The sequence below is a fragment of the Rhizobium sp. YTUHZ044 genome (genome assembly GCF_051123975.1).
Classification (GTDB): Bacteria; Pseudomonadota; Alphaproteobacteria; order Rhizobiales; family Rhizobiaceae; genus Rhizobium.
The window spans coordinates 4,581,423-4,608,350 of record NZ_CP101426.1 but is presented as its reverse complement, the minus strand read 5'-3'; the positions used below and the strand labels follow the sequence as shown (position 1 = coordinate 4,608,350).

30 protein-coding genes and 1 pseudogene are annotated in these 26,928 nt (G+C 62.6%); 18 read left to right on the top strand and 13 right to left on the bottom strand.

Annotated features, from left to right (window positions below; all coding sequences use genetic code 11):
* Window positions 1–55 precede the first annotated feature (55 nt).
* Window positions 56–1,618 (top strand): glutamine-hydrolyzing GMP synthase, encoded by a 1,563-nt coding sequence (gene guaA / locus NL154_RS22515; protein WP_085776651.1) that lies wholly within the window; start codon window positions 56–58, stop codon window positions 1,616–1,618.
* Window positions 1,619–1,643: 25 nt separating this feature from the next.
* On the opposite strand, the pseudogene NL154_RS22510 reads toward guaA, so the two are convergent.
* Window positions 1,644–2,271, bottom strand: a pseudogene (locus NL154_RS22510) (AraC family transcriptional regulator); the annotation flags it as partial.
* Window positions 2,272–2,378: 107 nt separating this feature from the next.
* Here NL154_RS22510 and NL154_RS22505 point away from each other — a divergent pair.
* Entirely contained in the window at window positions 2,379–2,909 is a 531-nt protein-coding gene (locus NL154_RS22505; RefSeq protein WP_221165254.1) for a dihydrofolate reductase family protein, read from the top strand.
* Window positions 2,910–3,025: 116 nt separating this feature from the next.
* Here the strand turns inward: NL154_RS22505 and NL154_RS22500 are convergent, their stop codons facing one another.
* The 3 genes from NL154_RS22500 to NL154_RS22490 form a co-directional block, all read right to left on the bottom strand.
* Window positions 3,026–3,571 carry a YbhB/YbcL family Raf kinase inhibitor-like protein gene (locus tag NL154_RS22500; RefSeq protein WP_434733374.1) on the bottom strand — a complete coding sequence of 182 codons (546 nt, stop codon included), beginning with the start codon at window positions 3,569–3,571 and terminating at the stop codon, window positions 3,026–3,028.
* A 39-nt stretch (window positions 3,572–3,610) separates the two neighbouring features.
* The gene (locus NL154_RS22495) at window positions 3,611–4,465 is read right to left on the bottom strand and encodes a helix-turn-helix transcriptional regulator (RefSeq protein ID WP_434733373.1); all 855 of its coding nucleotides are present in this window, start codon (window positions 4,463–4,465) and stop codon (window positions 3,611–3,613) included.
* A 143-nt stretch (window positions 4,466–4,608) separates the two neighbouring features.
* Entirely contained in the window at window positions 4,609–5,505 is an 897-nt protein-coding gene (locus tag NL154_RS22490; protein WP_434733372.1) for a LysR substrate-binding domain-containing protein, read from the bottom strand.
* A gap of 122 nt (window positions 5,506–5,627) precedes the next feature.
* On the opposite strand from NL154_RS22490, the gene NL154_RS22485 reads away from it, so the two are divergent.
* From NL154_RS22485 to NL154_RS22475, 3 genes are read left to right on the top strand one after another with little or no spacing between them, the layout of a single operon-like run.
* Window positions 5,628–6,002 (top strand): Atu4866 domain-containing protein, encoded by a 375-nt coding sequence (locus NL154_RS22485; RefSeq protein WP_434733371.1) that lies wholly within the window; start codon window positions 5,628–5,630, stop codon window positions 6,000–6,002.
* Window positions 6,003–6,043: 41 nt separating this feature from the next.
* Window positions 6,044–6,895, top strand: coding sequence for an oxidoreductase (locus NL154_RS22480; RefSeq protein ID WP_434733370.1), 852 nt, complete (start codon window positions 6,044–6,046; stop codon window positions 6,893–6,895).
* Between the two features lie 38 nt (window positions 6,896–6,933).
* A complete protein-coding gene (locus NL154_RS22475) occupies window positions 6,934–7,668 on the top strand; it encodes an SDR family oxidoreductase (RefSeq protein ID WP_434733369.1) in 735 nt (244 codons plus the stop codon).
* Window positions 7,669–7,699: 31 nt separating this feature from the next.
* On the opposite strand, the gene NL154_RS22470 is transcribed toward NL154_RS22475, so the two are convergent.
* On the bottom strand, window positions 7,700–8,263 hold the full coding sequence (locus NL154_RS22470) for a methylated-DNA--[protein]-cysteine S-methyltransferase (protein ID WP_210629517.1): 564 nt from the start codon (window positions 8,261–8,263) through the stop codon (window positions 7,700–7,702).
* Window positions 8,264–8,553: 290 nt separating this feature from the next.
* Between NL154_RS22470 and NL154_RS22465 the strand changes: the two genes are divergently transcribed.
* The 3 genes from NL154_RS22465 (at window position 8,554) to ybaK (ending at window position 10,533) form a co-directional block, all read left to right on the top strand.
* Window positions 8,554–9,615 carry a succinylglutamate desuccinylase/aspartoacylase domain-containing protein gene (locus NL154_RS22465; protein WP_210629518.1) on the top strand — a complete coding sequence of 354 codons (1,062 nt, stop codon included), beginning with the start codon at window positions 8,554–8,556 and terminating at the stop codon, window positions 9,613–9,615.
* Between the two features lie 90 nt (window positions 9,616–9,705).
* On the top strand, window positions 9,706–10,056 hold the full coding sequence (locus NL154_RS22460; RefSeq protein WP_210629519.1) for an ArsC family reductase: 351 nt from the start codon (window positions 9,706–9,708) through the stop codon (window positions 10,054–10,056).
* Between the two features lie 3 nt (window positions 10,057–10,059).
* On the top strand, window positions 10,060–10,533 hold the full coding sequence (gene ybaK, locus NL154_RS22455; protein WP_210629520.1) for a Cys-tRNA(Pro) deacylase: 474 nt from the start codon (window positions 10,060–10,062) through the stop codon (window positions 10,531–10,533).
* Here the strand turns inward: ybaK and NL154_RS22450 are convergent, their stop codons facing one another.
* On the bottom strand, window positions 10,534–10,977 hold the full coding sequence (locus tag NL154_RS22450) for a MarR family winged helix-turn-helix transcriptional regulator (protein ID WP_210629521.1): 444 nt from the start codon (window positions 10,975–10,977) through the stop codon (window positions 10,534–10,536). It lies immediately after the preceding gene.
* A 79-nt stretch (window positions 10,978–11,056) separates the two neighbouring features.
* Between NL154_RS22450 and NL154_RS22445 the strand changes: the two genes are divergently transcribed.
* Together NL154_RS22445 and NL154_RS22440 are read left to right on the top strand one after the other, a co-directional pair.
* Window positions 11,057–11,740 (top strand): glutathione S-transferase family protein, encoded by a 684-nt coding sequence (locus tag NL154_RS22445; protein ID WP_434733368.1) that lies wholly within the window; start codon window positions 11,057–11,059, stop codon window positions 11,738–11,740.
* A gap of 233 nt (window positions 11,741–11,973) precedes the next feature.
* Window positions 11,974–13,227: an aminopeptidase gene (locus tag NL154_RS22440; protein ID WP_097599521.1), complete on the top strand. Its 1,254-nt coding sequence runs from the start codon at window positions 11,974–11,976 to the stop codon at window positions 13,225–13,227.
* Here the strand turns inward: NL154_RS22440 and NL154_RS22435 are convergent.
* Window positions 13,175–14,086, bottom strand: coding sequence for an EamA family transporter (locus tag NL154_RS22435; protein WP_434733367.1), 912 nt, complete (start codon window positions 14,084–14,086; stop codon window positions 13,175–13,177). The two genes, NL154_RS22440 and NL154_RS22435, sit on opposite strands and share 53 nt — an antisense overlap.
* Window positions 14,087–14,168: 82 nt before the next feature.
* On the opposite strand from NL154_RS22435, the gene NL154_RS22430 reads away from it, so the two are divergent.
* Entirely contained in the window at window positions 14,169–14,666 is a 498-nt protein-coding gene (locus NL154_RS22430) for a MarR family winged helix-turn-helix transcriptional regulator (protein WP_221122707.1), read from the top strand.
* A gap of 169 nt (window positions 14,667–14,835) precedes the next feature.
* On the opposite strand, the gene NL154_RS22425 is transcribed toward NL154_RS22430, so the two are convergent.
* Both NL154_RS22425 and xseA read right to left on the bottom strand, forming a co-directional pair.
* A complete protein-coding gene (locus tag NL154_RS22425; RefSeq protein WP_210629526.1) occupies window positions 14,836–15,426 on the bottom strand; it encodes an NAD(P)H-dependent oxidoreductase in 591 nt (196 codons plus the stop codon).
* A 2-nt stretch (window positions 15,427–15,428) separates the two neighbouring features.
* Window positions 15,429–17,009: an exodeoxyribonuclease VII large subunit gene (xseA, locus tag NL154_RS22420; protein ID WP_434733366.1), complete on the bottom strand. Its 1,581-nt coding sequence runs from the start codon at window positions 17,007–17,009 to the stop codon at window positions 15,429–15,431.
* Window positions 17,010–17,348: 339 nt separating this feature from the next.
* Here xseA and NL154_RS22415 point away from each other — a divergent pair, with 339 nt between their 5' ends.
* Window positions 17,349–17,591, top strand: coding sequence for a hypothetical protein (locus NL154_RS22415; protein WP_020920162.1), 243 nt, complete (start codon window positions 17,349–17,351; stop codon window positions 17,589–17,591).
* A 28-nt stretch (window positions 17,592–17,619) separates the two neighbouring features.
* Here NL154_RS22415 and NL154_RS22410 read toward each other — a convergent pair whose 3' ends face one another.
* Complete coding sequence (locus NL154_RS22410; RefSeq protein ID WP_434733365.1) at window positions 17,620–19,467, bottom strand: hypothetical protein; 1,848 nt, start codon at window positions 19,465–19,467, stop codon at window positions 17,620–17,622.
* A gap of 162 nt (window positions 19,468–19,629) precedes the next feature.
* Between NL154_RS22410 and NL154_RS22405 the strand changes: the two genes are divergently transcribed.
* On the top strand, window positions 19,630–20,637 hold the full coding sequence (locus NL154_RS22405; protein WP_221145718.1) for a glycosyltransferase: 1,008 nt from the start codon (window positions 19,630–19,632) through the stop codon (window positions 20,635–20,637).
* Entirely contained in the window at window positions 20,634–21,011 is a 378-nt protein-coding gene (locus tag NL154_RS22400) for a GtrA family protein (RefSeq protein ID WP_210629530.1), read from the top strand. Before NL154_RS22405 ends, NL154_RS22400 begins: the two co-directional genes overlap by 4 nt.
* Before the next feature lie 9 nt (window positions 21,012–21,020).
* Here NL154_RS22400 and NL154_RS22395 read toward each other — a convergent pair whose 3' ends face one another.
* Window positions 21,021–22,007, bottom strand: a complete 987-nt coding sequence (locus NL154_RS22395) for a Gfo/Idh/MocA family protein (protein ID WP_210629531.1) — start codon at window positions 22,005–22,007, stop codon at window positions 21,021–21,023.
* Between the two features lie 187 nt (window positions 22,008–22,194).
* On the opposite strand from NL154_RS22395, the gene NL154_RS22390 reads away from it, so the two are divergent.
* Together NL154_RS22390 and NL154_RS22385 are read left to right on the top strand one after the other, a co-directional pair.
* Window positions 22,195–23,142: an aldo/keto reductase gene (locus tag NL154_RS22390; protein WP_434733364.1), complete on the top strand. Its 948-nt coding sequence runs from the start codon at window positions 22,195–22,197 to the stop codon at window positions 23,140–23,142.
* Between the two features lie 11 nt (window positions 23,143–23,153).
* Window positions 23,154–23,597: a GNAT family N-acetyltransferase gene (locus NL154_RS22385; RefSeq protein WP_434733363.1), complete on the top strand. Its 444-nt coding sequence runs from the start codon at window positions 23,154–23,156 to the stop codon at window positions 23,595–23,597.
* Here the strand turns inward: NL154_RS22385 and NL154_RS22380 are convergent.
* The gene (locus tag NL154_RS22380; protein ID WP_434734124.1) at window positions 23,587–24,204 is read right to left on the bottom strand and encodes a hypothetical protein; all 618 of its coding nucleotides are present in this window, start codon (window positions 24,202–24,204) and stop codon (window positions 23,587–23,589) included. The two genes, NL154_RS22385 and NL154_RS22380, sit on opposite strands and share 11 nt — an antisense overlap.
* Before the next feature lie 148 nt (window positions 24,205–24,352).
* On the opposite strand from NL154_RS22380, the gene NL154_RS22375 reads away from it, so the two are divergent.
* On the top strand, window positions 24,353–24,850 hold the full coding sequence (locus NL154_RS22375; RefSeq protein WP_434733362.1) for a ferritin-like domain-containing protein: 498 nt from the start codon (window positions 24,353–24,355) through the stop codon (window positions 24,848–24,850).
* Between the two features lie 27 nt (window positions 24,851–24,877).
* On the opposite strand, the gene NL154_RS22370 is transcribed toward NL154_RS22375, so the two are convergent.
* Window positions 24,878–25,786 (bottom strand): LysR substrate-binding domain-containing protein, encoded by a 909-nt coding sequence (locus NL154_RS22370; RefSeq protein WP_434733361.1) that lies wholly within the window; start codon window positions 25,784–25,786, stop codon window positions 24,878–24,880.
* Window positions 25,787–25,915: 129 nt separating this feature from the next.
* Between NL154_RS22370 and NL154_RS22365 the strand changes: the two genes are divergently transcribed.
* Complete coding sequence (locus NL154_RS22365) at window positions 25,916–26,911, top strand: aldo/keto reductase (protein WP_434733360.1); 996 nt, start codon at window positions 25,916–25,918, stop codon at window positions 26,909–26,911.
* Window positions 26,912–26,928: the final 17 nt, after the last annotated feature.

Genomic DNA, 26,928 nt, shown 5'->3' with positions numbered 1-26,928 from the left:
GACACCGTCGATTTCCCGGATTGCCAGGCGAAGCGCTTTTCTTTAAAGCCTCGCCATGACCCAGACAGCACATCCCGACTCCGTTCTCATCGTCGATTTCGGCAGCCAGGTGACCCAGCTCATCGCACGGCGCGTGCGCGAGGCCGGCGTCTATTGCGAGATCGTCCCCTTTCAGTCCGCCGAAGAAGGCTTCAAGCGCCTGCAGCCGAAGGCGGTGATCCTCTCCGGCAGCCCGGCTTCCACCGTGGACGAGGGATCGCCGCGAGCGCCCCAGATCATCTTCGATAGCGGCCTGCCGGTGTTCGGCATCTGCTACGGTCAGCAGACGATGTGCATGCAGCTCGGCGGCAAGGTCGAAAGCGGCCATCACCGTGAATTCGGCCGCGCCTTTCTGGATGTCGACAAGGATTGCCAGCTGTTCGAAGGCCTCTGGTCCTCCGGCTCGCGCCATCAGGTCTGGATGAGCCATGGCGACCGCGTCACGGCGCTGCCGGATGGTTTCGAGGTGGTCGCCACCTCTTCCAACGCGCCCTTCGCCTTCATAGCCGACGAGAAACGCAAATATTACGGCGTACAGTTCCACCCCGAGGTCGTGCATACGCCCGACGGCGCCAAGCTGATCGGCAACTTCATTCACAATGTCGCCGGCATCAAGGGCGACTGGTCGATGTCGGCCTATCGCCAAAAAGCGGTCGACGAGATCCGCAAGCAGGTCGGTGACAAGCGCGTCATCTGCGCGCTTTCAGGTGGCGTCGACAGCTCTGTCGCGGCACTCCTGATCCACGAGGCGGTCGGCGACCAGCTGACCTGCATCCTCGTCGACCACGGGCTGATGCGCAAGGACGAGGCGGCCAATGTCGTCGCCATGTTCCGCGAGCACTACAATCTGCATCTGCTGCACGTCGATGCCTCCGACCGTTTCATCGGCGAACTCGAAGGCGTCAGCGACCCGGAGACCAAGCGCAAGATCATTGGCCGGCTCTTCATCGAAACCTTCGAGGAAGAGGCGAAGAAACTCGGCGGCGCCGATTTCCTCGGCCAGGGCACGCTCTATCCCGACGTTATCGAGAGCGTTTCCTTCACCGGCGGCCCGTCGGTGACGATCAAGTCGCACCACAATGTCGGCGGCCTGCCGGAGCGGATGAACATGCAGCTCGTCGAGCCGCTGCGCGAACTCTTCAAGGATGAGGTGCGCGCGCTCGGCCGCGAGCTCGGCCTGCCCGACAGCTTCATCGGCCGCCACCCCTTCCCCGGCCCTGGCCTCGCCATCCGCTGCCCCGGCGGCATCACACGCGAGAAGCTCGAGATCCTGCGCGAAGCCGATGCGATCTATCTCGACGAAATCCGCAAGGCCGGCCTCTACGACGCGATCTGGCAGGCCTTCGCCGTGCTGCTGCCCGTCCAGACCGTCGGCGTCATGGGCGACGGACGCACCTACGAATTCGTCTGCGCATTGCGCGCCGTCACGTCAGTCGACGGCATGACGGCGGATTTCTACCACTACGACATGGAATTCCTCGGCCGCGCCGCCACTCGCATCATCAACGAGGTGCGCGGCATCAACCGGGTGGTCTACGACGTCACATCGAAGCCGCCCGGCACGATCGAATGGGAATGAGGGCAGAAGCCGCCGTCCGAGACCGCTATTTCAGCGGCAGAAACAGCTCCGCCACCGCCTCATGCTCCGGCACCTCCGGGAAGAAGCTTAGCCGCTGGCAATAGATCGGGAAATCGCGTGCTTGCTCGCCGCTCGCCGGAAGCCAGTCGCGATAAAGGTAGAGTGCCGGCCTCCAGATTATCGGTATTGCCGAGGACGCGCAGCACCGCGCAGCGCCCGCCGGGGATCTCGCCGGCTTTGATCCCTTCGCCCGCCTCGATCGGCCGGCTGGTCCCCACGCAGAGGTCGACGCTATAATCGGCAGGCTCAGCAGGGCGCCGTTCTGAACGCCAGACGTTGAAGGTCGGACTTGTCCTGGGGTGCAGACCGGCGGCCTTGCGCCAGGCGATGAACCGCTGGATGGTGGCGGCGAGCATCGCCGGGTCACCCCGATGCTGCATGATCGCCACCGGCGTGGGCGGCACATTGCGGATCGTCATGTCGTTGGGGGTAAAAGTCTTCTGCATCAGCTTGCTCCTGGCGTTGTCGAGAGGTCCGAAGGCCGCAAGCCACGGCTCCCAGTCGGGAGACTTCCGGAACGACGAAGGCGATTGACCGAACCTTTGCCGAAAGGCGCGGGCGAAAGCATCCGGTGCGGTGTAGCCGGCCTTCATCGTATAGCCAAAAACCAATTGCAAATTAAAATCAGTTGATCTAGCCTGTTTCCTATCGGTGCGCAGCCGAACGCACGTGGATGCTCCGTTCAAAAAGGGAAGTTGGCATGGCCAAGCTCGTATTCGGGATGAACCAGTCGCTGGACGGCTACGTCGACCACACGGCCTTCGGGCCAAGCCCCATCCTCTTCCGCCACTTCGTCGAGCAGGCTCGGAGGCAGGCGGGCAGCGTCTACGGCCGCCGGATGTATGAGGTCATGCGTTATTGGGATGAGGATCATCCCGAGTGGAATGCAGAGGAACAGGCCTTTGCAGCGGCGTGGCGGAAGCAGCCGAAATGGGTGGTCTCGCGGTCATTGACGTCGGTCGGCCCCAACGCCAGCCTTGTCGGGGATGATCTCGAGGGCGCGATGCGCGCTCTAAAGGCCGAGCGTGACGGAGAGATCGAAGTTGCCGGGCCGGACCTGGCGCAAAGCCTTACCGGACTCGGCCTGATTGATGAGTATCACATCTACCTGCATCCCGTCGTGCTTGGCCACGGCAAACCATATTTCGCCGGGCCCCGACCGCCGCTTCGTCTTGTGAGCCATAATCTGATCGACGAGAATGTGATCAAGCTCACCTATGTTCCTGCCTAATGAGGAGCCGCAAGTGACGTTGCCGGCGAAGACGGAAGGCACGCATAGGCCGGCCGAGGTTCAGTCACCACGGCCGGCCTTGATTGTGTAAGGACGTTGCGGATCCAGAGCCAGCTTCAGCGGCCGTAAGTCACCTCGATCGAGGCCTTGTCGAGCGTGTTGGCCCTGACATAGAAGCCGACCATGGCGCCCGGCGCCGTCTCCGGAAGCGGAAGCTTGTCCACCTTGAGCGCGTAGACGGTGAACTGGTAGCGGTGCGGCTTATCGCCGGTCGGCGGGCATGCGCCGCCATATCCGGAAGTGCCAAAATCGGTGTGACCTTCCACGGCGCCTGCGGGAAGCTTCTTGCCACCACTTGCGCCGGTGGCAATCTTCGAAATATCTGCGGGGATATTGAACACCGACCAATGCCACCAGCCGGAGCCTGTGGGCGCATCCGGATCGTATGCCATGACGGCGAAGCTCTTGGTACCCTCGGGCGCGCCTGACCAGGCCAGTTCCGGCGAGATGTTCTTGCCCGAGCAGCCGAAGCCGTTGAAGACCTGCGCATCGGCCATGGCCTTGCCGGCGGTCAGATCCTTCGAGGTGAGCTTCATTTCGGCATGGGCGGCAGTGGCGCCGAAGACGCAGGCGGCCAAAAGTGCTGCTGTGATCAATCGCATTGCTATTCTCCTGTGGTTGACGATGCCGGGAAACTATCGTCACCGCGCCAGCGCATCTGCCCCGCTCTGCTCAATTTCTGCCCCGATCCGCTCAAAGTGTCCGGGGCCGCCGCGTACATGGCGTGGGCTGACGCCAAACCGCTCCTTGAAGCGCGCGGAAAATTGCGAAGGCGAATCGTAACCGACCTCCAGCGCAACCTGCGCCATCGGCAATGTCGTGGTCTGAATGAGCGCCAGAGCACGGTTCATCCGGGTATCGCTCAAGATTTCACTGAAGCCGGTATTCTCGGCGGAGAGCCTGCGCCGCAGCGTCGCCTCACTCATGTTGAACAAGCCCGCAGCATGCGCCAGCGTCCAGTCGAAGGCCGGATCAGCTTCAATCATCTGCCTCAGCCGGTTCTCAAGCCGAGGGCTTTCGCATCGGCCGAGCACCGCCCCGCAGAGCGCGAACCAGGTGACGAGTTCCATCAGACGGGCCTTGGCTATGGCGCCCGGAAGCCGCGCCAGATTGCCCGGCTGACTGCAGTATTCGAACAATGCAGCAGCTTCCTCCGGCAGCCTCGAGGTGCTGGCCGGAAGAGGCCGTGATGGCACGGCGACCGATCCCATCCTATCATAAGCGTCCTCGAAAAGCTGTCGCGGAATTGGAAGCGTCAGGGTCTGATATTTCTGCGGCGCCTTGGGAATGTTCTCCATCGTCAACGGCCGGTAGTCGGGCAACAGACCGTAATCGCCCGCCTCGAGGCGCAAAGGCTTGTCATCCGACATGACGATCTTCGTTCCAGACTGGACCTGGATCAGCAGCGGGCTGGTGGTGACGAGGCGATGGAAACAGGCTCGACCACCCTGTCGGATTACTGCCCTGGTCGGAATGGGAAAGACGTCGTCGAGCATATGTTCTCCGCCAGCGGGATGGTCAGAACGGCGACCGGAGCAGCCAGCATGACGCCGCCCGCTTCGCCATCCAACTGAAGGCTCGAAATACCAAAACCACATGCTCGCAGCAACCATGCCGGCGGCACGGCACCTGAGTAGGTCTAACGACCGGCCGACCGGCGCACATAGTCGACCAGCGCGCGCAGTTTCAATGGCTGCCTCTGGCGCCTGGGGTAGTAAAGATAGAAACCCGGAAAGGGCGGGCAGAAATCCTCCAGCAGCGGGATGAGCTCGCCGCGATCGACATAGGGCGCGAAGGTTTCCACCATGCCGAAGGTGATGCCGGCCCCGGCGCAGGCCATGCGGATCATCATTCCCATGTCATTGGTCGTGACCACGGGATCGACGGCGACGTCGAAGTCGCGGTCATTTTCGGTGAATTCCCAGCGATAGGGGGCCGTGTCCGGGCGCGGCCGCCATCCGACGCAGGCGTGGTTCTGCAGGTCGCGGGGATGGCGAGGCGAACCGTGACGCTCGAGATAGCTTGGCGATGCGGCGGCGCATTGTCTCTGTTGAGACGAGACCGGTACCGCGATCATGTCCTGCTCGATCACCTCGCCCAGTCTCACACCAGCATCGAAGCCGGCTTCGACGATGTCGAATTCGTCATCGGTGATGGTGATATCGAGCTTGATGCCGGGGCAGGCCTGCAGGAATTCGGTCAGCAAAGTCCCGGACAGGAAGCGCTCCGCGATCGAGGAAACGCTGATCCGCAGCAGGCCGCTCGGGCGCGCTTGCATGTCGCGCACCGTCTGCATCGCATCCCTGACCTGGCGGACCGAAGGACGAACCGACTCCAGGAAGACTTCCCCGGCCTCGGTCAGGCTGACGCTGCGCGTCGTGCGCTGAACCAGGGGAGCGCCAAGGCGATCCTCAAGGCGCTGCAAGGCCTGGCTGACGGCGGAGCGGGTCACGCCGAGGCGCTCTCCGGCGAGCCGAAAATTCCGTGCCTCCGCTACGGCGAGAAAGACTGAAATGCCTTCGAGATCATCGGCCATTGGTTAGCAATGCTAACCAAGCCATTCGGCATTGGCAACTTAAACACGCCGCTCGGCAAGACTATCTTGCTGCCGATATCAAAGCGAGAGCGGTCTGTCGCTCCGCTTCGACAGGAAGAGCGATGCAAAATTTTTCCAGCAGCCAAGTACTGCATCTTTTCACCGCCATCATTCTGACCGGCGCAGCGATGCAGGCGTTGCCGGCCGACGCACCCAACGACCTAAAACCGAAATTCCAACAGCCAAGCGAGAACACCATGCAGCAGCATCCCTATGTCGGAATGTGGATCACCGACGACGGCCGCGTCCGACACGAGCTCCTGCCCGACAATCGTTACGACGAGGCCCGCGGACGCCGGGAGAGCGCCTATCGCGGACGCTACGAAGTCACCGGAACACATATCGAGTATTGGGACGATACGGGCTTCACCGCCGATGGCGATTTCGTCGACGATGACACGCTCCATCATGGCGGCATGGTGCTTCGCCGCAAATGACCCCCGCACACCGAAAAGGCCGCATAGGACGGCCGGAAAGGATGACGACGATGTCTTCCACCACTCCCGTCTGGTTCATCACCGGCGCATCATCCGGCCTCGGCCGGGCACTCGCCGAAGCCGTGCTGGCGCGAGGCTGGCGTGCTGCCATTACGGCGCGCAGGCCCGATACACTCGGCGACCTCAGGGCAGCGCATGGCGAGCGGGCGCTCGCTCTCACCCTCGACGTGACCGATGGCCACTCCGTCGCCGCTGCGGTCCGCGACGCCGAGGCGTATTTCGGCGCCATCGATGTCCTCGTCAATAATGCCGGCTACGGCTATCTCTCGGCCATTGAAGAGGGTGAGGATGCGGAAATACGCGCCCAGTTCGAGACCAATGTCTTCGGGTTGATCACCGTTACTAAAGAGGTTCTGCCCGGCATGCGCTCGCGCCGGCAGGGGCATATCTTCAACGTCTCCTCGCTGGGCGGGCTCGTCGCCTTTGCCGCAACCGGCTACTACCACGCCACCAAATTCGCGGTCGAAGCCCTGTCGGAATCACTGGCCCATGAGGTCGGGCCGCTCGGCATCCGTGTGACGATCCTGGAGCCCGGCGGCTTCCGCACGGATTGGGCCGGCCGCTCGATGGTCGAATCCAGCACGATCATCGACGACTATGCCGAGACCGCCGGCAAGCGGCGGCAGGCCACCCGCTCGGTGTCCGGCAAGCAGCCGGGCGATCCCGCACGCGCGGCAACCGCAATCATATCGGCCTTCGAGGCGGGCGAACCGCCGCTGCGTTTGCTGCTCGGGGCAGCCTCCCTAAAGATCGCCCGCGATCGGCTCGACACACTGCGCGCCAATTTCGATGCGTGGGCGAAGACGACTCTCAGCGCCGATTTTCCGAGTTGACCATCACGAAAATCCTCAATCTGCTCATGGAGTTTGAAATGTCTGATATCGAAGGAAAAGTCATTGCCATCACCGGAGCCAGCAGCGGCATTGGAGAGGCCACGGCAAAAGTGCTGGCCGCCGCCGGCGCGCGAGTCGTGATCGGCGCGCGCCGCAGCGACCGCCTGGAGGCGCTCGCCGGCGAAATCGAAGCCGGGGGTGGAACGGTGCGTCTGCGCAAGCTCAACGTCACCGACCGTGTCCAGGTGGAAGCCTTTGCAGGCTTCGCCAAGGCCGAATTCGGCCGGCTCGATGTCATCATCAACAATGCCGGCGTCATGCCGCTGTCGCCGCTCGACGCGCTCAAGGTCGACGAGTGGGACCGGATGGTCGACGTCAACATCAAGGGTGTCCTCTACGGCATAGCGGCAGCGCTTCCGATCATGAAGGCACAGGGATCGGGGCAGATCATCAACCTGTCTTCGATCGGCGGCCACAGCGTCTCGCCGACCGCGGCCGTCTATTGCGCAACGAAATTTGCCGTGCGGGCGATTTCGGACGGGCTACGGCAGGAGACCGACCGTATCCGCGTGACCGTCATCTCGCCCGGCACGACGACATCCGAGCTTGCCGACACGATCACCGACACGACGGCGCGGGACGCCATGAAGGCTTTCAGGGCGATCACCATCAGCCCGAAAGCCGTCGCCAATGCGATCCTCTATGCCATCAGCCAGCCTGACGACGTCGATGTCAGCGAAATCATCATCCGCCCGACGGCCAGCCCGCATTGAGCAGCCACGTCCCGTGGAATTGTCCGGCCGCTCAAAAGCCCAGCGACTGCTGGGCAGGCGGCGGCGGGCCGAGGCTGACGCCTTCGAGCTCCAGCATGCGGGCCTTCGATGACGAGCCGCCGGGCGCCGAGAAGCCGCCGATCTTGCCGCCGGCGGCAAGCACCCGGTGGCAGGGGATAATCAGGGCGACCGGGTTCTTGGCCATCGCCTGGCCGACGTCGCGAGCCGCTTCCGGCCCGGCGCCGAGTTCCCTGGCCAGCGCGCCGTAAGTGGTCGTGCTGCCCCAGCCAACACGCCTTGCCGCCGCATAGATATCCCGGAAGAAGTCATTCTGGTCGGCAAGATCGAGTTCGACGCCCGAGAAATCGGTTTCCTCGCCTTGGAAATAGCGCCTCACGGCCGCTACCGTCTCCACCACCTCAGGCGTCGGGGCGCCGGGTTGGGCATCCGGCAGGCGGCGCAGCAGCAGCCGTTCCGTCGCCTCCGCGGTTTTCGTCGGTAATTGGAAACGGGCGATGCCGGCGTCGCTCCAGGCGATGCCGCAGAAGCCGCCAGCGGTTTCGAAGATGAGATAGTGATGCATCGTCTCGGCCATGACACAGCCTCCGCATTTACGATCTCCCCAAGGATCCTATGGCGAGACCCCGGTTTCAACCCGTTTCTTGCGAAAATCGTTCTTTTTTTGTTCCTATCGGCTTGGAAGCCGATGAAGCAGGCGCTTTTGATGTTCGTCCGTGATCTCGACGGCAAGGCAAGATCAACATAGCGGCAACCTGCTTTTCTTCGGGATTGCCCCCGGTTGAGACAAGGGTGCCGGTGAGGCTTGCGCTCGCCGGATTTCCGCGCATAAAGCTGGTCGGCTGGTGAACGCGGAGCAAGGACAGCATGGAAGGTTCGGAGATCATCATCCCAGGCGATACGCCGGGAACGGAGTGGCGGCTGCCGGTGCTGCGTTTTGCGGGCCGTAATCCGAAGGCTCCGAAGGCCTATATCCAGGCGGCGCTTCACGCCGGTGAGCTGCCGGGAACGGCGCTCCTGCATTTCCTTTGCGAGCGCCTGCGGCGGGCGGAAAGCGAAGGCGCGGTCGCCGGCGACATCACCATCGTGCCGCAGGCCAACCCGATCGGCGCGGCGCAATCGCATTTCGGCGACTTGCAGGGCCGCTTCGATCTCGGCTCGCGTACCAATTTCAATCGGGATTTTCCGCTGATCAGCGTCGCCGATCGGCCGATGCTGACGGAAGACCTGAATGATTATCCGGCTACGGACCAGCTGAAGCGGCGACTTCTGGATATGGCGCTCGGCGCCGATCTCGTCCTCGATCTGCACTGCGACGATGAATCGCTGCAATATGCCTATATCGATGAGGCCTTCTGGCCGGAGGCGGCCGATCTTGCCGCCGCGCTCGACATGGAGGCGGTGCTGCTTTCGGATGGCGAAAGCTCGGCCTTCGAGGAGGCCGTCGGTTTTGCATGGAAATATGCGGTTCCCGGTGAACGACAATCCCGGCTGCCGGGCAAGCTTTCGGTCACGGTCGAGCTGCGCGGCAAGCGCGACGTCGATCCGCTGCTGGCGAAGCGGGATGCGGACGGGCTCTGGCGTTTTCTCGCGGCACGGGGGATCGTGAGCGACGACAGAATGGCGCCGGCCATGTTTGCCGGTCCCGCCGTGCCGCTCGACAATGTCGAGATCATTCGCGCTCCCGAAGGCGGCGCCGTGCTCTTCCATCGCACGATCGGCGACAGGGTTGCAGAGGGCGAGCTTCTGGCGACGATCGTCACCCGGCCCGGTCGGCCTGACGGCAGCATCGATCTGCATGCACCGCAGGATGGGCTGGTCCTGACCCGAACCTCGGATCGGCTGGTGCGCCGGCGCGGCGACCTGATGAAGATCGTCTGCGCCAGGCCGAGCAAGGCCGCACGCAAGGCCGGCACGCTGGAGAGTTGAACAAACGGTGCCCGGGATAAATGCCGGGCGGCATTTGCGCCGTCTCTCGCGCATGTTATCCCGCTGCCATCACAGGGAGAACGATCGGGCATGGCCGTCACCATCTATGGGATCAAGAATTGCGACACGATGAAGAAAGCCCGCAGCTGGCTGGAAGAACACGGCGTCGCCTATGAGTTTCACGATTACAAGGCGTTCAGCATCGACCGCCCCCATCTCGAAGCCTGGATCGACCAGGCCGGCCTTGATGCGGTGCTCAACCGCGCCGGCACCACCTTTCGCAAACTGCCCGATGCCGAGCGCGAGAATCTGAGCCGGGAAAAGGCGATCGCGCTGATGCTCGACCAGCCGTCGATGATCAAGCGGCCGGTGCTGGAGACCGAAGGCAAGCTGGTGATCGGCTTCAAGCCGGAGAATTACGCGGATATATTCGGGCGCTGAGCAATGTCCAAGACCACGCGCGCGACACAGGTTCTTTCCCAGGCAGGCGTCGCCTTCACCATCCACATCTATGTTTATGACCCGGGCGCGGAGCGCGTCGGGCTGCAGGCGGCGGAAGCCCTTGCTGAGGCGCCGCAGCGGGTGCTGAAGACGCTAATGGCCGAGGTGGACGGCAAGCCGGTCTGCGTCGTGGTGCCTTCGGATCGCGAGGTCAGCATGAAGAAGCTCGCCAGCGCCTTTCGCGGCAAGTCGGCCAATATGATGAAGCCGGCCGATGCCGAGCGGCTGACCGGCTACCATGTCGGCGGCATCAGTCCCTTCGGCCAGAGGAAGGCCGTGCCGACGGCGATCGAGGAAACCGCTCTCGCCGAACCGCTGGTCTATATCAATGGCGGACAGCGCGGGCTGCAGGTGCGGCTTGATCCGAAAGATGCGCTGAAAGCGTTGAAAGCGGTCGGTGCATCATTGATCGCCTGATTAGAGGAAACGCGCGAGTAGACCGGAAATCGCCTTCGCCTCGTCTTCGGCAAGCTTGCTGCCGACATGGGCCTCGATCGCTGCCGCATAGACAGCCCACATCCGTGTGCGAAGCGTTCGGCCGGCATCGGTAATCACAACCCAGCGCCCACGGCCGTCCTCGGCGAAGACCTCGCGCCGGACCAGGCCCTCTCTTTCCAGCCGGTCGATCAGCCGGGAAAGATTATACTGCGCCAGCAAGGTTCGCTCCTCGATCTCGTAGGGCCGCAGCTTGCCGTCTTTCGAGCGCGCCAATTCCCACAGCACGTCATACCAGGCAAGCGGCGGCATGCCGGCCGTTTTCAGATCGGCTTCGATCGCGGCGAGCAGCCGTTCGCCGGCGCGCATGATGCTGATCCAGGCAGAGGTGGCGGCTTCGCTCAGCTTCGTTGTCTTTTCCATCATAGATGCAAATACATTTATCTTGCATAAGGCCGCAAGCGCTATTATATGCAAATGCATCTATTAAAACGAGGAGACGTTCATGAGCAGGCTTACCCTCATCAGCCACCATCTCTGCCCCTATGTGCAACGCGCCGCCATCGTACTTCGCGAAAAGGGTGTTCCCTTCGAGCGCATCAACATCGACCTTGCCAACAAGCCGGACTGGTTCCTGCAGATCTCGCCGCTCGGCAAGGTGCCGCTGCTGAGGATCGAGGACGAAGAAGGCGGCGAGGCCGTCCTCTTCGAAAGCAGCGTCATCTGCGAATATCTGGAGGAGACGCAGCCGGGGCCTGCCCTGCATCCTGCCGATCCGCTTGCCCGCGCCCGCCATCGCGGCTGGATGGAATTCGGCTCATCCGTGCTTTCCGATCTCTGGGGCTATGAAACCGCCACGGACGCGGAACAGCTGGAGGCCAAGCGCAAGATGCTGATCGCCAAGTTCACGACGCTCGAAGGAGCACTCGCGGACGGACCTTATTTTTCCGGCAGCAGCTTCAGCCTCGTCGATGCCGTTTTCGCGCCGATCTTTCGGTATTTCGATGTTTTCGACAGGCTGGGAGATAGCGGCATCTTCGCGGGGCTTGAACGGGTGACGCGCTGGCGGAGCGCGCTCGGCGAACGGCGAAGCGTGAAAGACGCCGTCGGCGAAGATTATCCGCAGCGGCTGATGGAATTCCTGGAAAAGCACAAGTCGATCCTGCTCAGGCTGCCCGTCGCGGCCTGAGGCGTGATGCTGAAGCGGATCGGGCATGGCGCCGGCCGGTTTCAAATCGGCGGCGGCGCGCTTCATTTTCGCCGCAAACGGGTCTAAGTCTTTCAGCCTCTTGGAGCGGTTCAGCTTTTCACGGAAGAGCAGAACCGCTCTAATCTCTTGAACTTACGCAATTCCAGACGGAAAACCGCTTCGCACTTTTCCTGGAATTGCTTTAGCGTCGATGAAAGAAGGCAGGTTGAACCATGACTTTCATGCCCCAGAGCCAGAACACCGTTGATCCCGTCAAGCTGGAGAAACTCGCGGAAGTCGCGGTCAAGGTCGGGCTGCAGCTGCAGAAGGGCCAGGATCTGGTGATCACCGCGCCTGTTGTGGCGCTCCCGCTCGTTCGCCTCATCACCAAACACGCGTATCAGGCCGGCGCCGGTCTGGTGAGCGCCTTCTACTCCGACGAGGAAACGACGCTGGCGCGTTATCAGTACGGCAGCGACGAGAGCTTCGACCGCGCCTCCGACTGGCTCTACGAGGGCATGGCCAAGGCCTATGCCAACGGGGCGGCCCGTCTGGCGGTCGCCGGCGACAATCCAATGCTGCTTTCCGAGCAGGATGCCGGCAAGGTCGGCCGCGCCAATCGCGCCACATCAACCGCCTATAAGCCGGCCTTGGAAAAGATCTCGAATTTCGACATCAACTGGAACATCGTCTCCTATCCCAACCCCTCCTGGGCCAAGGTGGTCTTCCCCGACGACCCGGAACCGATCGCAATCGCCAAGCTCGCCAAGGCGATCTTTGCCGCCTCGCGCGTCGATGTCAGCGACCCCGTCGCCGCCTGGGCGGAGCACAATGCCAATCTCGCCAAGCGCTCAGCCTGGCTGAACGGCGAGCGTTTTGCCTCGCTGCATTTCAAGGGGCCAGGCACCGATCTGACGGTCGGTCTTGCCGACGGACATGAGTGGCATGGCGGCGCCTCCACCGCCAAGAACGGCATTACCTGCAATCCGAATATTCCGACTGAAGAGGTGTTCACGACGCCGCATGCGTTGCGGGTCGAAGGCCATGTCTCGAGCACCAAACCGCTGTCGCACCAGGGCACGCTGATCGACAATATCCAGGTGCGCTTCGAGGGTGGGCGGATCGTCGAAGCCAAGGCGTCACGCGGCGAAGAAGTGTTGAATAAGGTGCTTGATACCGACGAGGGCGCGCGCCGGCTCGGCGAAGTGGCTCTCGTGCCGCATTCCTCGCCGATCTCGGCGAGCGGCATTCTGTTCTACAACACGCTGTTCGACGAAAACGCCTCCTGCCACATCGCGCTCGGCCAGTGCTATTCCAAGTGCTTCCTCGATGGCGCTTCACTGAGCCAGGAGCAGATCAAGGCGCAGGGCGGCAATTCCAGCCTGATCCACATCGACTGGATGATCGGCTCCGACAAGGTCGATATCGACGGCATCACACCGGACGGTGGGCGGGTTCCGGTGATGCGGCAGGGCGAGTGGGCCTGAGCGGCATCACCGTGCGCTGACTGAGCCAGACGCTGGCAAGGACCATGGCGAAGCCGGCAAGCTGCGCCGGCGTCAGGCTCTCGCCGAGCGCCAGCCAGCCGAGCAGGGTCGCGACCACAGGGCTCAGAAAGCCGAGCGAGGAAATCGCCGAGGGCTCGACGCGCGACAGGCCGCGGAACCAGAGCAGATAGGTGAAAGCCGCACCCACCAGACCGAGATAGGCAATGCCGGCAATGTTTGCGATGTTCGGCGACGGCAGCGCCGGTTCCAGGAAGAGCGCAAAGGGTACCAAGAGAATACCGCCTGCCGACAGTTGCCAGGCGGTGAAGGTGAGGTTCGACACCGGCGGCGCCCAGCGCCGTGACAGCACGGTGCCGAACGCCATCGAAACCGCGCCGGCGATACCGGCGGCGACACCCACGGGATCGAGGCTCGCCTTCGGCGTCAGCACCAGCAGCGCGACCCCGGCCATGCCGGCAAGACCCGCCAGCACGGCAAGTGGCCGGACCGGCTTGCCGAGGAAAAGCCGCGACAGGGCGATGACGATCAGCGGCTGCACGGCACCGACGGTCGCGGCAACGCCGCCGGGCAGCCGGTAGGCGGAGACGAACAGCATCGCCCAGAAGAACGAGAAGTTCAGCGCCCCGAGAAGGAAGGCGCGGCCCCACCAGACGCCCGTCGGCAGCTTCCGAACAATCAGTAGCAGAAGCAGGCCCGCCGGCAGGGCGCGCAGCAGAGCGACCGTCAACGGATAGCCCTGGGGCAGGAAGGATGTGGTGACGAAATAGGTGCTGCCCCAGATAGCGGGGGCGACAGCGGTCGTCAGCACGTCCGCCAAGTATCGAGAATTTGTCTTCATCTCAAGAATCTCTACATCAAGATAAATTCGAACATAACGCAATTTATCTTGACGTCAAGATATGCAGTGGTATCCATCCCACATGGGTGAAGCGAAGCAAGATCACGTCGACCGGATTCTGGCGCAATGGCGGCGCGAGCGGCCGGATCTCGACGTCGAGCCGATGGGCATCCTCGGGCGCCTGAAACGCCTCGGCACCCATCTCGGCCGCGAAGTCGAAGCCATGCTCATGAAGCACGGGCTTTCCACCTCGGCCTTCGACGTGCTGGCCACACTTCGCCGCTCCGGCGCACCTCATCGGCTTTCGCCGGGCGAGCTCCTGGAAATGACCATGGTCAGCTCCGGCACGATGACGAACCGGATCGACCAGCTGGAGAAGGCGGGCCTGGTCGAGCGCATCGTCAATCCGCAGGATCGGCGCAGCGTGCTGATCGCGCTGACCGAAAAGGGGCTTGCGACCGTCGAAGAGGCGGTCGGCGCGCATGTCGCCAACCAGCAGCGGCTGACGCGCAACCTGACGGCCGAGGACAAGGCCGAGTTTGACCGACTGCTGAAGAAATTCCTCGCGGATTTCGAATAATAAGAGCCTTTCCTGGTCAGATTGAAGCATTCTGTTGGCTCAAACGGAGTCGGATGGTCGACCGGCCGGCGCGCGTCGTAGCCAAGCTCTACGGCCAAGCCGGCCGGTCGATCAGCCGGCCCGTTTCAGCCCTCCGGCAGAATGCTTCAATCTGACCAGGAAAGGCTCTTTAGATGGCGGCGAGCGCCTTGCTGACACGCTCCAGATGCGCCCTGCGCCTGGATTCCGTGGCGCGGTCCATATCGTGGAGGCTCAGCATGCGGAAGATAAGCTTCCTCGAACAGAAGTTGGCGATACCGCGCTTCAGCAGGCGGCGAACGGGATCGCCCATATAGAGATGCACCAGCCACCAGGGCGAGCCCGTCGTCGTCAGCGCATAGAGCAGCCTGATATTGGTGAGCTCAGGCACGATCCGGCCGCCAGCGGCGTCATGCGTGAAGGCCACACCTGGCGCGAAGACGCGATCGAAGAAGCCTTTCAGGATGGCTGGGAAATTGAACCACCACTGCGGAAAGACGAGGACGAGACCATCGGCCGCCTTCAGCCGGGCAACGATATCGGCCACATCAGAGGTGTCGTAGGGCATATCGAAGTAAGCACGGCGCTCGGCCTCGGAGAGTCGTGGATCGAAATCCTCCGCATAGAGATCGAGCAGATCGACGGCATGACCGGAAGCTTCCAGCGCTTGGCGAGCCGTGTGCGCCACCGCGGCAGCAAAACTGTCCGACAAGGGATGGGCGAGCACCAGCAGGATCCGCATCGTTAGAACAGGCTTCCCTGCTTCGTCGGTTCCGCCGGTTTTGTGCTGCGCTTCTTGGCGCCGCCAGGCGAGATGCTGCCTTCCGTGGTCATTGCGCCGACACGGCCGTCGGCAAATTCGATGGCGATGCCCATGCCGGCGGAAAGTGCGGCCGCCTGCGAGACCGGCCTGTTGTCCTCGTCGCGAATGACGGCGTAGCCGCGCTTCAGCACGTTCTTGTAGGAGAGCGACTGCAGCACGCGGTCCTGCGCGGAGAGCTCGGCGCGGCCGCGCGTCAGCTGGTGGCGGATCGCCGTATCGGCATGGCGCGAAAGGTTGCCGAGCCGCTCGCGACTGCGGTCTGTCTCGGTCTTCAGCCGGGCCGGCAGCGAGGCGAGGATGGCCTCGGCGCGGTCAATGCGGGACTTCGAGCGATCGACCAGGCGCTCGACGGTGCGCTCGGCCCGCGCCATGCGCTCGCTCAGAAGCTGGCGTCTCTCGGCGATGCGATTGGAGAGCACATCCGGGCGGAGATGCGAGGCGATGCGCTCGAAGCCGCGACGCTTGTTGATGGTGTTGAGTTCCAGCCCGCGGCCGAGGCCGGCCGCCGTCTCGTCGAAGCGGCGGCGCGGCAAGGCGAGAAGCTGATCAAGCGAGGGCAATGCCCGCATCAGACTACGGACGAACTGGCGGCGCTGATCCATCTGCCGGTTCATGCAACCCTGCAGGCGGGCGGCAAGTGCGGCCGCCTGCGCTTCGAGCTCCGCCTTGACGGGCACAGCCATCTCCGCCGCCCCGGTCGGCGTCGGAGCGCGCACATCGGCGGCATAGTCGATCAGCGTCCAGTCGGTCTCATGGCCGACGGCCGAGATCAGCGGTATGCGGCTTTCGGCAGCAGCGCGCACGACGATCTCGTCATTGAAACTCCAGAGATCTTCCAGGCTGCCGCCGCCGCGCGCGACGATCAGCACATCCGGACGCGGAATGGCGCCGGCGGGGTCCAGCGCGTTGAAGCCGCGGATGGCGTTCGCCACCTCCTCGCCGGATCCCTCCCCCTGCACCTTCACCGGCCAGACGAGGACTTGCACGGGAAACCGGTCGGAGATGCGGTGAAGGATATCGCGGATGACGGCGCCGGTCGGCGAGGTGACGACGCCGATCACATGCGGCATGAAGGGCAGCCGCTTCTTCCGGGCCGCATCGAACAAGCCTTCGCCGCCGAGCCTGCGCTTGCGCTCCTCGATCAGCGCCATCAGCGCGCCGGCGCCTGCCGGCTCCAGTGTCTCGATGACGATCTGATATTTCGAGGAGCCGGGAAAAGTGGTGACCTTGCCGGTGGCGATCACCTCCATGCCTTCCTCAGGACGGAACTTCAGCCGCGAGAAAGTGCCTTTCCAGATAACGGCGTCGATACGGGCGCGATCGTCCTTCAGTGCGAAATAAGCGTGGCCGGAGGAGTGCGGACCCCGATAGCCGGATATTTCGCCGCGCACGCGAACCTGATCGAAGGCGGTTTCGACGGTGCGCTTGATCGAGCCGGAAAGCTCCGAAACCGAATATTCGGCAAGGTTGGTCGGCGAATCGCTGTCGAAGAGGTTGCTCATCCCTCCTTTCTATTTCCATTGGCGGGAAACGGGAAGGTCGCGACAGCCGGAGAGACCGTTTTCCCGACTGCTGAAACCAGGTGGCGAGGCCGAGTCGTCGCCGTTGCATCAAGATTCACGCTCCGGGCATTGCGTGCATGCGGTCGTTGCAGCGATAAGAATGACAAGAAAAACGGGAAAATTCGCTCCGTCGGGGAACGCATAGATAAAACGCGCGTTTTTTCTGAAAGGGATTGCTAACCACCGCAATACAAAGGATTTTCAGCCGAGAGAGCCGGTAAATCTTTGTTAGTTGGCGCTTCCTATTCTTCCCCTCGTTCTCTCTGGGAAGGTGCTGAAATGATTATTCTCACAGCAGCAGCATTGGGCATCAGCGCCGGGTTAATGCGCTCGGCCGCCGGTATCGCATTGGTCGCCGCGCTGATCGGAATGAGCTTCACGCTGGCGGCGATAACCTCGCCGGGGCCGGTGTCACTTCTGGCGCTTGTTTATGCCATTCTCGGCTATAATGGCGGCCTTATCCTCTTCGTGCTCGGGCTTTATGCCAGCGACCGTCTGCGGGCCGTCCGCACGTCTCACTGACGTCAGCGCAACATAAAGGCTGTCGGCGTCAATTCGCCGTCGGCCGGTAGCGGAAGAACTGGACGCCCGTACCCGGCACCTGCGCCAGCCGCTCCAGATAGGGCGGAATATTCCCCTTGCCGAGTTCGGCATAGAGCCCATCTGGCTTCAATTTGGCGAGTTCGCGCGTCTGCAGGTCCTTCTGGCAGAAAGCAAGCGCCGTCACACCGGCTCCCTTCAGGAAGGCTTCCGCCTCCTGCGGTGTTGCCAGGCCGATATGCATTTCCGTCAGCATGCCGCCCTGATCGCGATGATAGGGGGCGGAGAGAACCCGGTTCTGCGTGAAGCGGAGGATCGGCACACCCATTTCCGATGGCGCGGAGACCAGGCCGGGCGGGAGTTCGGCAAGCGGTGCCAGCGCCTCTTTCGATGTGCAGGAAAGCGCTTTTGTCGGCTCCGCCGCCTTCTTCTGCGCATCGTTCTCCATCTGCAGCGAGACAAGCCCGCCACCGACGGCCCAGACCGCCGGAACGCTTGCAAGCACGCTCATCACATAGACGAAGGCAGCGGCGACATTCTCGCTGTCGCTGTTGGAGATGCGCCTGACATCAATGATCAGCAGGGCGAGCGGCAGGATCGAAAGCAGGTTCGAGAAGGAAGAGCCGCGCACCTGGACCAGCGCGATTGCCCAACTCGTGGCGATCAGGAAGAGCAGGATCAGATGGATCTGCACGCGGTCGCGCTGAATGAGGCGAAAGATGCAGACGGCAATGGCGAAGAGGCCTGCCGCATAGAAGGCGCCGACCGCGGTGGGATCGGCGCGCGCCAGCGCCAGGAGCGATTGGGCTTCCGAAATATGCCGCAGCCAGAGCTCGACCAGCATCGGATCGAGATTGCCCAACGGATCGCTCAGGCATTGCGGCGCGATGACGATCGCCGCACCAAAAACGCCGACGCCGATAAAGGCGAGCGCGGTAAAGCGCAATGGCCGACGCAAGCCGCTGGCAAAAACGGCCAAAAACAGCAGCAGGCCGCCACCAATCGCCGCCAGACTGTAATAGCCGAGCGAGAGATTGTCGCAGGTGACCATCGAATAGAGCCGGGGCGGTACCGTTGCGAAGAAAAGAATGTTGATCGTAATCGTCAGCGACAGCCCGAAGGCCCGGGCGGCGACGGCGAAATTCTCCCCTTCCCATGCCCAGAGCAGGGCGACCGTGAGGCAGACGCCGGCGACGAAAGGGGTGGTCTCGGCGCCGATGGCAATCGCGACAGCCGCCGCAACGCCGGCGGCGGCGTAGCTCCAACCGCGACGCTGGGGGTCCACGAGCATCGCCACCATCGTCGCGACCAGCGCCAGTTGCGCATTGTGATGATCGATCGCGCCCGGGGCGAAGCGGTTTCCGGTGTAGATCGCCGGGGCGGTGAGACCGAGGGCGATATGCATGCCTGCGACGCCGCCGATCCGCCGGCCGGCGACGCCCATGGCCAGCATGGCAGGAAAGATGAGCGATACGGGCCAGACGGCGAGCGCCAGCGCCTCGGCGGCTTCACGCGGCGCAAACAGGCCGAAGAACCAGATCAGCGAAGCGATCGGCAGATCGATCAGCCTCGACCAGTGCATCAGCGTACCGCCGGCAAGGCCGAGACGATATTGCGTCAGATCGAACCAGCCCTGGCCGGCAAGAAAATCGCGAACCTCGACGAGACGCATGCCGTCGTCGTTGTCGGGACCGACATAATCGGTGGAGCCGGAGAATTTGGTAACAAGGATAACGGCGGCGAGGATGACACTATAGGCAATGACAGCCGGCCACAGACGCGTCAGCAGCCCCCCGAGCCGGCTCCGGCGGGCGGCGGTCACGGCGGATGCATCAGCGATCGGCTGCACGGCGTTCATCGTGGTTAGCGCTTCGTTTCCAGATGCCCGAACCTTAGCGGGCACCGATCAAGAAAGTGTAAAGCCGTCTGAGACCGCAGCCGATTTTGCCTGCGTCATAGGGTCTTATTAACGCTGCGTGATTTAGGCTGGTGGCGGCTTTTCAGTGTAACGAGTAGAGTCATGGCCCGAACGCTTACCCATCACCCGGACATTGCCGTCCTGCTTCCCTGCTATAATGAAGCTGCGACGATCGGCGCTGTGGTGCGGGGCTTCCGGGCGACGCTGCCGGATGCCGCGATCCACGTCTACGACAATAATTCCACCGACGGCACCGCGCTGCAGGCGATGCTGGCCGGAGCGCATGTCGTGCGCGAACGGCGCCAGGGCAAGGGGCACGTCGTGCGCCGCATGTTCGCCGACATCGAGGCCGACATCTATATCATCGCCGACGGCGACGGAACCTATGCGCCTGGCGACGCCGAGGAGCTCGTGCGAACGCTTCTAACCGAGCGCGCCGACATGGTCGTGGGAACCCGGCGCGGCGTGCATGCCGATGCCGGCCGTCAGGGCCATGCGCTTGGCAACCGGCTTTTCAACCTGCTCTACCGAACGATCTTCGGCCCCGACTTCACCGATATCTTTTCCGGCTACCGCGCTTTCTCACGTCGCTTCGTCAAAAGCTTCCCGGCGGTATCCGGCGGCTTCGAGATCGAAACGGAGATGTCGGTGCATGCCTCCCGGCTGAAGCTTCCGGTCAGCGAGCTGGAACTCGACTATGGCCGGCGCCCGGAAGGCTCGCATTCCAAGCTTTCGACGTTCCGCGACGGCGGAAAAATCCTCTGGATGTTCGCGATGCTGATGAAGGAAACCCGGCCCTTCGCCTTCTTCAGCGCGATCAGCGCCGCCTTCATGCTGACGAGCCTCGGCTTCATGACGCCGGTGCTGGCGGAATATTTCGACACGGGCCTCGTCAGCCGCATGCCGACCTGGGTGCTGTCGATGGCGCTGATGATGATCTCCTTCATGCTTTTTACCGCCGGCGTCATCCTGGATTCCGTGGCCCGCGCCCGGGCCGAGCAGCTTCGTATCCATTATATGAGCCTGGAGACCCCGAGTGCGGTCAAGGCACCGCTCGCCGACGCCAAACCGGCATCGCGCGATCGTCCCGGCAAGGCGGATGCGGCATGAGAAAGCTCGTCCGCTTCGCGATCGGCGGCGGCATCGGCTTCCTTGTCGATGCCGGCATGCTGGCGGCGCTGCTCCATCTGACGCCACTCGGACCGTTTCTGGCCCGGCTCGTCGCCATTGCGACGGCAATGGCGACCACATGGGCTTTCAACCGCAGCTTCACCTTCGATCGTTCCGGCCGGTCGCTTGCCGCCGAGGGTTTCCGCTACGGCTCGGTCGGCGTGACGGCGGCACTGGTCAATTACGGGCTATACTCTGCGCTGCTGCTTTCGCTGCCGGCGCTGCAACCGCTGGCGGCCATGGTGATCGCCAGCGTCGCCTCGATGGTCTTCAGCTTCTTCGGCTATTCGCGCTTCGTCTTCCGCGCGGAATGAGCGGAATGATCAGACTGCCTCCCAGCCGTCCTTCTCGCTGGCGCGGTAGATGGCATCGATCACCTTCTGGTTCAGCTTCGAGTTTTCGAGCGTGACGATCTCTTCCTTGCCGTTCTTGACCGCGCGAGCGAAGGCCTCGACCTCGCGCCTGTATTGGCGGCTGTCCTGATAGCGGAAGATGCGCGATTCATTGTGGCTGCGATCGGCGAGTTCGATCTCTTCCGGTCCCCAGCGATTGGCGTTGAAGGGCGATTTGACCTCGATGTAACCTTCGGTGCCGTGGAAGACCATGACCTGACGGTTGGCCATCTGTGTCGAGACATAGAAGCTCAGCTCGAAATCGCCGAAATCGGCCTTGACGCTGGAGTAAATATCGGTGCCGAAATCCGGATCGCGCTCGGTGATCGCCTGGACTGAGAGCGGCTCCTTGCCGGTGGAAAAACGCGTGCTCATGACGGGATAGACGCCGATATCGGGAAGGCCGCCGCCGCCGAGTTCCGGAACGTTACGCATGTTGGCGGGGTCTCGGTTGAAATAGGTGAAGGCGCCCTGCACATGTCGCAGCGAACCGATCGCACCCTCGGCTATCAGTGAGCGCACCTTCTGCCAGACCGGGGAATAGGTGACCATATAGGCTTCGGTGACCACCACGCGGTTGCGGTCGCGGGCAGCGATTACCGCGTCGATATCGTCGGCCTTCAGGGCCAGGGGTTTTTCGCAGAGCACATGTTTGCCGGCATCGGCTGATTTGATCGACCATTCGATATGCTGCGACGTCGGCAGCGGGATATAGACCGCGTCGATGACGTCGGAAGCCAGCATTTCCTCATAGGAGCCGAAGGCATGCGGCACGGAGAAGCGATCGGCCATCTCCCTTGCGCGCGTGAGATCACGGCTGGCAACCGCCGTGACGACGCAATTTTCCGCGTCCTGGATGGCGGGAACGACATTGTCGCGACCGATCTTCGCCGTTGAAATGATACCGAAACGCAGCATGTGCGAGCCTCCCAAAACCAATGTCGGCGAACCATATTCAGGCCTCCGCCGCGACGCAATGGCGCGACATGAAATTGCGGAAGCCGGGTTTGCCTGGCGCCGGGATCGCGCTAGCTTGGCCAGACGGCGTTCTGCCGTATCCGCGATTCAATACAGCCTTTTATATTCACCCATTTTGGAGAGCGTCATGAACATGCGCCGGCTTGGAAAAACAGGTCTTTCGGTCTCGCCGATCGTCTTCGGCGGCAATGTTTTCGGCTGGACGGCCGACGAGAAAACATCTTTCGCCATTCTCGACGCCTTCTTCGACGCGGGGCTGAACACGATCGACACGGCGGATGTCTATTCCACATGGGTTCCCGGCAACAAGGGTGGCGATTCCGAGGAGATCATCGGGCGCTGGCTAAAGCAATCGCGGATCTCCCGCGACAAGGCCGTCATCATTACCAAGGTCGGCTCAGACATGGGGCAGGGAAAGACCCTCAAGGAGGCATACATCCTGAAGGCGGTCGAGGGTTCGCTGCGCCGATTGCAGACGGACTATATCGATCTCTATCTCTCGCACTGGCCGGATGCCGATACGCCACACGAGGAAACGCTTGGCGCCTTCGCCAAGCTGAAGCAACAGGGCAAGATCGGCGCCATCGGCTGCTCGAACTATGATGCGGATCTGCTCCAGGCGTCGTTCGACGCAGCCGAGAAGGCTGGCCTGCCGCGATACGACGTGCTGCAGCCGGAATATAATCTTTACGAGCGCGCGAGCTTCGAGGGGCCATTGGCCGAACTGTGCATCCGTCAGAATATCGGCGTCATCACCTATTTCAGCCTCGCAGCCGGTTTCCTGACCGGCAAATACCGCAGCAAGGCCGATACGCAAGGCCGCGCCCGCGAAGGCCGGGTTTCGCAGTATTTCGACGCCAAGGGCCTGCGCATCCTCGCCGCGCTTGATCAGGTCTCGGCCGAGACCGGCGCCAAACCCGCGGAAATCTCGCTCGCCTGGCTTTTGCGCAAGAAAGGCGTCACGGCGCCGATTGCCAGTGCGACCAGCCTGTCGCAGCTTGAAAGCCTGGTGAAATCAGCAACACTCTCCCTTTCCAACGACGCAATGGCGCTGCTCGACGAAGCCGGTGCCTGAACAGGAATGCCATGACCTTAATCATTCGCGATGCCCGCCCGGAAGACGAAGCCCGTTGGCGTGAACTCTGGGCAGCTTATCTGGCCTTTTACGAGGTGAGCGTTGACGCTGACATCACCGACCAGACGTGGCGGCGAATCTTCGATCCGGCCTCGGCGATCGGCATGCGCGTCGCCGAGGCCGACGGCAGGATCATGGGCTTTGCTCTTTTCCTGACGCATGAGGGCACCTGGATCCGCGGCAGGGACTGCTATCTCGAAGACCTCTTCGTCGATCCCGATGCGCGCGGCAAGGGTGTCGGCCGGGCGCTGCTGGACGATCTCGTCGCGCTCTGCAAGGCCGAGGGCTGGTCGCGGCTCTATTGGCATACGAGCGAAGGAAACAAGACTGCCCGTGCGCTCTACGACAGCTACGTCGAGAGTGACGGCCACATTCGCTACCGCATCAGTTTCTGAGGGCGGGAAATCCCTCATACCATTCCGAATGGTCGCCTTCCCAGTTCCCCATGCCCGGCTTTGTCAGGATGCCGCGCGGCCTGACGTAGCTCTGGATCACCCGCTTCGGCCGTTCGTGCCATTGGATATTGAAGGCCGAGAGCTTTGGGAAGAAGCAGAGCGAGGCGTAGGGCAGATGGTCGTGGATCCACCAGGCGAGCCGCTGCCAATCGCTTTCATCGCGATAGCGGTCGATCATCCAGGGCACGGCAATGCAGACGGCGGCGCCCATGCAGCCGTCGAAATCCCTGATATCCCAGATGTGATGCGCAGCCGTTGCGGCATTGGTGGAACAGTTCAGATTGTTCGCGTTGCCGAAGCGGTTGACCTCAGGCGAGCGGTAGCCGGAGCGGATGTGAAGACGCCCGAACGTCGCTTCCAGCGGCTCCAGCAGTTCCTCGCAAAGTCTTTTGCCGGCTTCGATCGCCAGGTTGGGATCCTCGGGGATATTGGGAATCCGGTAGAAATCCGCGATTTCCGAATGCAGGAAATCGCGGAAGAAGAAGTTTTGCGACAGCCGCACGCGGCCGAGATCCTCCAGACCTTTCATCGAACCCGGCTTTCGCATGATCTTTTCGTCCTCCACTTCAGCGGCCGAATGATTGCCCGGCGCGGTTTTCCAGTCCACCCGAAATCGATCGGGAACAAATTGCGCGATCTTCGCTTCTTAGTGTGTCGCCGCATTCGCGGCCTTTCCCAAAACAAGGATCGAGAAAATGGCCAAGGAAAAGACGTTGGAAGACCTCTTCTACGACACGCTCAAGGACATCTATTTTGCCGAGCGGCAGATATTGCGTGCCCTGCCGAAGATGGCCCGTGCCGCCCAGTCCTCCGAACTGAAGGCAGGTTTCCAGAAGCATCTCGAGGAAACCGAAGGCCAGGTCGAGCGCCTGCAGCAGGTTTTTGAAAAGATCGGCAAGCGCGCCCAGGGCAAGACCTGCGAGGCGATCCAGGGCATTATCGCCGAGGGCGAAGAGATCATGGAAGAATTCAAGGGCACGCCGGCGCTGGATGCCGGGCTGATCTCGGCTGCCCAGGCGGTCGAGCACTATGAAATCGCCCGTTACGGCACGCTGAAGACATGGGCCGCAACTCTCGGCCAGAAGGATGTCGTCGCCCTGCTCGACCAGACGCTGCAGGAGGAAACGGCCACCGACAAGATCCTTACCAAGCTCGCCACGACGGCGGCAAACCAGAAGGCAAAAGCCGCCTGACGAAACGAGGCAAACGAGCGGCGGCCCTCATCGGCCGCCCGCATCCCTCTCCGCATACCTGAAGAAATCGATGAAGGCGCGCAGCGCCGGCCGCATTTGCCGTCGGCTCGGATAATAGACAAACCACCCGGGATAGGGCGCGCACCAATCCTCCAGCACCCGCACCAGCCTGCCGGCCGTCAGTTCGGTATGCACCCGCATGTCGAAGAGATAGGCAAGGCCGGCGCCGTTCAGCGCCGCGAGCAGGGCCAGCCGGTCCTCGCTGACAACAAGCGGCCCATCGACCGCGACGATCAGTTCCTGCCCATCCTTTTCGAATTCCCAACGATAAATGGAGCCGTTGGTGAAGCGTCGCTTGATGCAACGATGACGGACGAGATCGCGCGGGTGCTCCGGCTTCCGATAGCGCTCGAAATATTCCGGCGAGGCCGCGATCACCGTCGTCAGATTGGGTGAGATCCTGACTGCGATCATATCGGCCTCCAGGCTCTCCTCCAGCCGGATGCCCGCGTCGAAACCCTCCTTGACGATATCGGTGAAGCCGTCCTCATTGGCGATCTCCAGCGTGATATCGGGATAGGTGTTGAGAAAATCGCCAAGGCGCGGGGCGAGCAGGATATCGGAGGCAAAGCGCGGCGCAGTGATGCGCAGGTTTCCGGCCGGTTTGCCGCGCGTATCGTTGACCGCCTCCAACGCGACGCCGATCTCCTCGAGCGCCGGACGCAACCTTTCGAGAAGCAGCCGGCCCTCCTCTGTCGGCGCGACACTGCGGGTCGTACGTGCCAGAAGCCTGACGCCGAGACTGTCCTCCAGGCTCGAAATGGCGTGGCTGACCGCCGACGGCGCGACGAGCAGTTCCTTGGCCGCGGCCCGGAAGCTGCGATGCTCCGCGACGGCGGCGAGAACGGCGAGTTGAGAGAGTTGCCTTCTGTCCATTGATCGAAATTATAGAACAGGCTGTTAGAAACTGCATGCATTTTTTGATTGATACGGCGCCGATATAGTCTGCCCCTGCCGCAATGATCTCCCAAGCGGTTCGGCGCCAGCTCAGAAAAGGAGCGCATCATGAAAACCAGAAAACTCGGAAACGATCTGTCGGTCTCGGCCGTCGGCCTCGGCTGCATGGGCATGAGCTTTGCCTATGGCGCCAGCGACGAAGCGGAATCAGTGCGGACACTGCACCGCGCCGTCGATCTCGGCGTCACCTTCTTCGACACCGCCGAGGTCTACGGCCCCTTCACCAACGAGGTTCTTCTCGGAAGAGCGCTGAAGCCCTTCCGCGACCGCCTGGTGATCGCCACCAAGTTCGGCTTCAGGATCGATACCAGCCAAGCCGGCGTTGCCGCCATCGCCGGCGTCGACAGCCGTCCCGAACATGTGCGTGCGGCTGCCGAAGCCTCACTCAAGCGTCTGGGCATTGAGACGATCGATCTGCTCTACCAGCACCGGGTCGACCCCAACGTGCCGATCGAGGAGACGGTCGGCGCCATGGCCGAGCTTGTGAAGGAAGGGAAAGTTCGCGCCCTCGGCCTCTCGGAAGCCGGCAGCGCCACGATCCGGCGCGCGCATGGGGTCCATCCGATCGCAGCGCTTCAGAGCGAATATTCGCTGTGGACGCGCGATCCCGAAGAGGATGTGCTTGCCACCTGCCGCGAACTCGGCATCGGCTTCGTGCCCTACAGCCCGCTCGGGCGCGGTTTCCTGACAGGAGCGATCCGCAAGGCCGACGACCTTGTCGCCGACGATTTCCGCCGGCAGGTGCCGCGTTTCCAGGCGGAGAATTTCGACGCCAATGCCGCGCTTGTCGCAACGCTCGAAAAGCTAGCCGCCGCCAAAGGCGTGACCGCGGCGCAGCTGGCACTGGCCTGGGTGCTGAACCAGGGCGACGACATCGTGCCGATCCCCGGCGCGCGCAAGCTTCACCACCTCGAACAAAATGTCGCCGCTGCCGATATCACGCTCAGCGCGGAGGAGCTTGATCAGCTCGGCGAAGCGATCCCAGCGGCACAGGTCGCCGGCAAGCGCTATTCGGATGCCTCGCTTGCCATGACGAACATTTGAAAACGGACAAGCCCGGC